At 60.1% G+C, this 4801-nt stretch carries 6 protein-coding genes; all 6 read left to right on the top strand.

The genetic code is table 11. The features are described from left to right. The first annotated feature begins 164 nt into the window (after positions 1 to 164). Positions 165 to 611, top strand: a complete 447-nt coding sequence (locus tag VMX79_03300; GenBank protein HUV86116.1) for a hypothetical protein — start codon at positions 165 to 167, stop codon at positions 609 to 611. A 73-nt stretch (positions 612 to 684) separates the two neighbouring features. Then, positions 685 to 1605 carry a Mu-like prophage major head subunit gpT family protein gene (locus VMX79_03295; GenBank protein HUV86115.1) on the top strand — a complete coding sequence of 307 codons (921 nt, stop codon included), beginning with the start codon at positions 685 to 687 and terminating at the stop codon, positions 1603 to 1605. Positions 1606 to 1781: 176 nt separating this feature from the next. Next, complete coding sequence (locus VMX79_03290) at positions 1782 to 2096, top strand: hypothetical protein (GenBank protein HUV86114.1); 315 nt, start codon at positions 1782 to 1784, stop codon at positions 2094 to 2096. Next, positions 2096 to 2557, top strand: coding sequence for a hypothetical protein (locus VMX79_03285; GenBank protein ID HUV86113.1), 462 nt, complete (start codon positions 2096 to 2098; stop codon positions 2555 to 2557). The genes VMX79_03290 and VMX79_03285 overlap by 1 nt, the downstream gene beginning before the upstream one ends. Beyond that, on the top strand, positions 2557 to 3342 hold the full coding sequence (locus VMX79_03280) for a hypothetical protein (protein HUV86112.1): 786 nt from the start codon (positions 2557 to 2559) through the stop codon (positions 3340 to 3342). Before VMX79_03285 ends, VMX79_03280 begins: the two co-directional genes overlap by 1 nt. Before the next feature lie 1260 nt (positions 3343 to 4602). Next, the coding region (locus VMX79_03275) for a hypothetical protein (protein HUV86111.1) at positions 4603 to 4801 on the top strand (199 nt) is incomplete at its 3' end.

Genomic DNA, 4801 nt, shown 5'->3' with positions numbered 1-4801 from the left:
CCGTCGCCTTTGGCGCGCGAGAACCCGGAAGTGGTGGAAGTGCTGAAGGCGATGGGCTACGACGAGGCCGCCATCGAGCGCCGCCTCGGCGAGCTCTACGGCCAATTGTAACGGCGGGGTTCATACCCGCCGCCCTATACCAAACCCAAAGGGGGGTGAAGTAAGTGGCATTTGGAAACATCACCGCGGAGCACGAGTGCAACCCGCGCCGCATTCCCAACGACGACTCGGCCTACACCCACTACGTCGTCAAGAGCGGCGTTACCATCTACAAGGGCTCGCTCGTGGTCTTCGAGTACGACACGACAGCGCTCACCGGGTACGTGACGTACGCTGCTAACCTGGCGAGCGAGACCTTCGCCGGCGTCGCGGCTCAGACCGTAACCGGCGACGGCACCGCCAAGATCAAGGTGTGGCGCAAGGGCCTGTTCGAGTTCATCAAGGGCACGCCCGCCGTCACCGACGTCGGCACCGAGTTCTACTGCGACGAGGGCGCTTCCGGCACGCCGGCCACGGTCCAGTCGAGTTCCTCGACCGGCTGCAAGGTCGGCTGCTGCGTCGACTACTTGAGCGCGACGGCCGTGCTCGCCGTCGACAACTATTGTCCGTAAACCAGGGCCTTCAGGCCCTTGCGAGGGGCGGAAGCCCCTTGTCCGAATCCCAATTTAAGGGGGGTGAATTTTAGTGGCAGGACCCAACCTTTCGCCGAGCGATTTCGCGCGCGTGCTGGAGGTGGCGTGCAAAGAAGAGTTCTTCCGCATCTACGAGGACTCGTACTACCAGGACGCCGCCTGGAAGGACGCCGTGATGATTACCTCGAGCGACGGCGAAACCGAGTACTACGGCTTCGGCGGCCGCCTGCCGGTCCCGGGGCGCATCGACGAGGACGCCCGCATCCACTACGGCCTCGACGACGAGAGCTACTCCTTAACCAACTACACCTACGGCCTGGCCATCGACATCCACCGCAAGATGGTCGAGGACGACCGGCACAACTACATCCGCCAGAAGTTCCAGAGCGCCGCCATAGGCCACCAGATCAAGCTCCAGGAGAACTGGGGCTCGCTCATCACCGACGGCACCGCGGCCACGTGCCACGACGGCCAGTACTTCTTCGACACCGACCACCCGGGCAGCGCCGACCAGTCCAACGACGACCAGGGCAAGGCCGTGGCGACGGCTACCCTATCCACCTCGCTCTCGAACGCCATCGACGTCCTCAAGGTCATGCGCGCCTTCACGGACCCCAAGGGCAACCCGCTCGACATCCGGCCCACCCACGTCGTCACCGGCATCGGCGATACCGGCGTGGCGTGGGAGATGCTCGTTAACACGCCGGGCGCCGCGGGCACCGAGAACGCCGGCTACAACCCGTTCTTCGAGAAGCTCGCGCTCATCCAGACGCCCTACATCTCCAGCCCCACCGCCTGGTACTTCCTCGACCTCGGCAAGCCCGTCAGGCCGTTCATATTCCAGAAACGCATCGACCTCGAGGTCAACGTCTTCGAGCCCGACCAGCACACCGACAACTACGTCACCAAGACGTACGAGCGGTACCGCTTCGGCTACGGCCCGTGGTACCTCGCGATAGTCGGCGACGCCTAACGCGCTTCACCGTAACCACAAGAGCCCGGGTTGCCCACGGGCGCCCGGGCTCGTACCTGGCTTATCGCGCCGTTTTTCGCCCCCGGCCGCGGGCGAGCGCCTTTGGCGCGTTTTAGCGCCTTTTGGAACGTTGACTGAGCGGCGGGTTCTGTTACTCCTAATAGGAGGTATTTATTATGCCCACCTACGAGGGACGACTGACGGACGAATATCTGCGCACGCTGGAGGGCGACGGCCCGGCGCTCATGAGGACGCGGGGCCGCGTCTTCGGCGGCGTACGGTTCTTCGCCGGCAAGTGGACCGCGTTCGACGAGGCCGCGGCGGACATGGCGCGCCTCGAGCGCGGCGTCGAGATGGGCCACCTGGAGGTACGGAAGGTGGCGGCCAAGAAGGCGCCCCCGGCGACGGCTAGGAAGAGTTCAACTGAGAAGAAGGCGACATCCGGCAAAGGCCGCGGCCGCGGCTCGAGCAAGAGAAGGAGGAACGAATAATGGCCTGGACGACTCCGGTTAATATAAGCGACGTGCGGACCGAGTACCCGTTGTTAACGGCGGACCTGTGTTCCGACGAAAGAGTAACCGCGAATAGGGACCGCGCCGAAGCGGAGATAGAGGCGGTCCTGCGCGACCGCTACGAGCTGACGGACCCCGGCGCCGACAAGTACGTCTGGCGCGTCTGCCTGGCGCTGACGCTCTACCACTGCATCAACTCCGCGTACGGCGAGCAGGGCTGGACCGGTGAGGGGCGGAACGCCGCGGCGACGTATTGGCACGAGTGGGACGCGTTCAAGAGCGACGTTACGACCAAGAAGATTAAGCTGTCGTTGGCGGTGGCGAAGACAGTCCCGACGCCGACGGTCGGGAACTTCGATTTGAAATCGAGCCCGCATAGCCGGTTCGGTTTAGACGCGCACTCGGAGCACGGCTTCCCGCTTATCGACGGGGAGGACTGATGGCCGAAGAAGATCCGTTCGAGGGTTTACTGGCGACGCTCACCACCGAGCAAGGGAAAGAAGACCTCATCCGCGAAGAAATCGAGCGGCAGGAAGGGGTCGAGGTAGTACGTGTTGAAAGGACTTCTACCGGATGGCGGGTTATTGCCGTGCCGAAACCAGGGGGCGGCGGCTGGGACCCGTTTAAGAGCGGGGCCGGTAACGCGCCGCCGGAGGAGGGCGCAGGCGATTCGAGGGTAAGGGGCCCCGGTGAAATCGTTTGGGTATCACCTCCCGGACTCCCGTTCCAGACTACGCCCACACCGGGATGCGAAGGATCCGCACACGTTGTTGAAAAAGCGGCGCTCGTACCCGACATAGAGCGTGAGCTAGGAGAACTGGGAGAAGGTTATGATTTCGTTGGTAACCCTAACAGTCCCTGGGAGGCTTGGATCCATCCGGACATTAGAGCAGTCCTGGATAAGTTCCGGGATAAAATAAAGATAGAACGTAAATACGGCGATAATATTGAAGTCACTTCGTGTTATCGGCCTTTAGGTACCCACGTACCGAAAATACCCGGCGCGCAAGAAGGGGACTTTTGCGGAAAGACCGACGCGACGGATGGCAAAGGCCACTGGAAGGGTAAAAGCGTTGACCTACGGACTTTACCGATTAGGGGCTTTTTCGGCATCCCTGAACACCTCGCGGGTGTGCGCAATTTTTTAGATGAGATCGGGGAAATGGTCGGGTTATACCGTCCGTATTTGAATAAGGGGGACGCGGTCCATTGGACGTATCTTTAAAAAATTATCGTGATGTCTTTAAGGATAACCGGTAATTGTTCCGTTATGCGCGGTTGGCTGTTAAAACTACTTGTCGGATGTTGCAATCCGTGCTATTTTCGCACCGCCTTTCTTTTACGGATTTACGTTAAAACGGCGGTCGAGGCAAGTGGTTTGTCATGTTCGTTATGAGATACGCACTAGGCCGGGGTTTGATATTAACTCTCGCTTTTCTCGTTCCGGCGTTCTACTCGTCGGCTGGCGAGGCCGTCGTTTCGGTTTACAAGTTGGCTCGTGAGTGGGGCGGAGGAGCCGAAGACGAAACCCGGCTAGGTAACGTAAAGGGTTTAGCGGTCGGCCCTCAAGGTTATATTTACGTATGCGAAACGCGGGGTAAAGATAGTAAGCCCGGTTTAAAAATATTGAACTCGTCAGGTTCGGTGATAGACGCTTGGGCGTCCGGGGGCTCCCGGCCGTACGAATTATATTCGCCCAGAGACATCGCTGTCGGTTCAAGCGGTAACGTTTATATCGCCGAAGGCGGCTCGCCGCGCGTAAAGTCCTTTACCCCCTCCGGTTCGTATTTCGGAGGATGGGAGGAGGCGACGCGCGTTAATGTGGGGTGGGACCGTGTGGCCGCGGGCTATTCTAATACCGTATACGCCGCGGATAACGGCTTCGATAATAATTATAATTGTATCCGGCGGTTCACCGCTAGCGGTTCGTTAATAACCGAGTGGGGCCGTTGGGGGTCTGCCGACGGCGAATTTATGGGGATCGCCGATTTGGATGTCGCCCCGAACGGTAACGTTTATGTGGCAGATAGTAGTAATTACCGCATACAATATTTTTCGGCGGACGGTTTATTTCTCGGTAAGTGGGGGGTAGAAGGCCCCGGCCCCGGCGAATTCAACCTCCCGAGTCACGTCGCCGTAGGGCCGGCCGGAACTGTTTTCGTAGCCGATTCCGTACCTGCAGACGGGAATTATCGGGTCCAGTATTTCACCCCTTCCGGGGAATACTTGGGAGCGTTCCGTTTCCCTGACCACGGCGAATTCGGCGAACCGAAGATACGAATATACACAATCGCGGGCCTAACTGTGGGCCCCGATGGGGCCGTCTACGTCGCTGACAGTTTTACCCGTACTATTAAGGTTTTCGAGCCCGCCCGGTCCGAGGAAAAATAACGCCTCGACCTCGCTCCCGCACGTCATCCTTTTGTAGTATCCCCTCATTCACATAACGTAATCAACCGCGTCGCAGCCGCGGAGGTATAAGCCTATGGCCGTAACGATTGGAGAGAGCCCGGGCGAGCGCGTGAAGCGCTACCTCGTCCAGCTGTTGAAGGACGAGTACGGCTCGGCCTACGTCTACGAGAAGGCCGCGCCCATCGGCCGGTTCACCCAACCCACGTTCGAGGTCGAGATGGGCACCGACACGTACGACCGGCTGGGGTGGGCCGTGTGCCACGCCGCGGTGC

The sequence above is a fragment of the bacterium genome (genome assembly GCA_035529855.1).
Taxonomy (GTDB): domain Bacteria; phylum RBG-13-66-14; class B26-G2; order WVWN01; family WVWN01; genus WVWN01.
The sequence above is the reverse complement of the archived record's forward strand: the minus strand, read 5'-3'. Positions and strand labels throughout refer to the sequence as shown.

Excerpts from the sequence above, each read along its gene's own strand:
- VMX79_03285 (HUV86113.1), top strand. The coding sequence starts at position 2,096 with ATGGCCTGGACGACTCCGGTTAATATAAGCGACGTGCGGACCGAGTAC.
- VMX79_03280 (HUV86112.1), top strand. The coding sequence starts at position 2,557 with ATGGCCGAAGAAGATCCGTTCGAGGGTTTACTGGCGACGCTCACCACC.
- VMX79_03290 (HUV86114.1), top strand. The coding sequence starts at position 1,782 with ATGCCCACCTACGAGGGACGACTGACGGACGAATATCTGCGCACGCTG.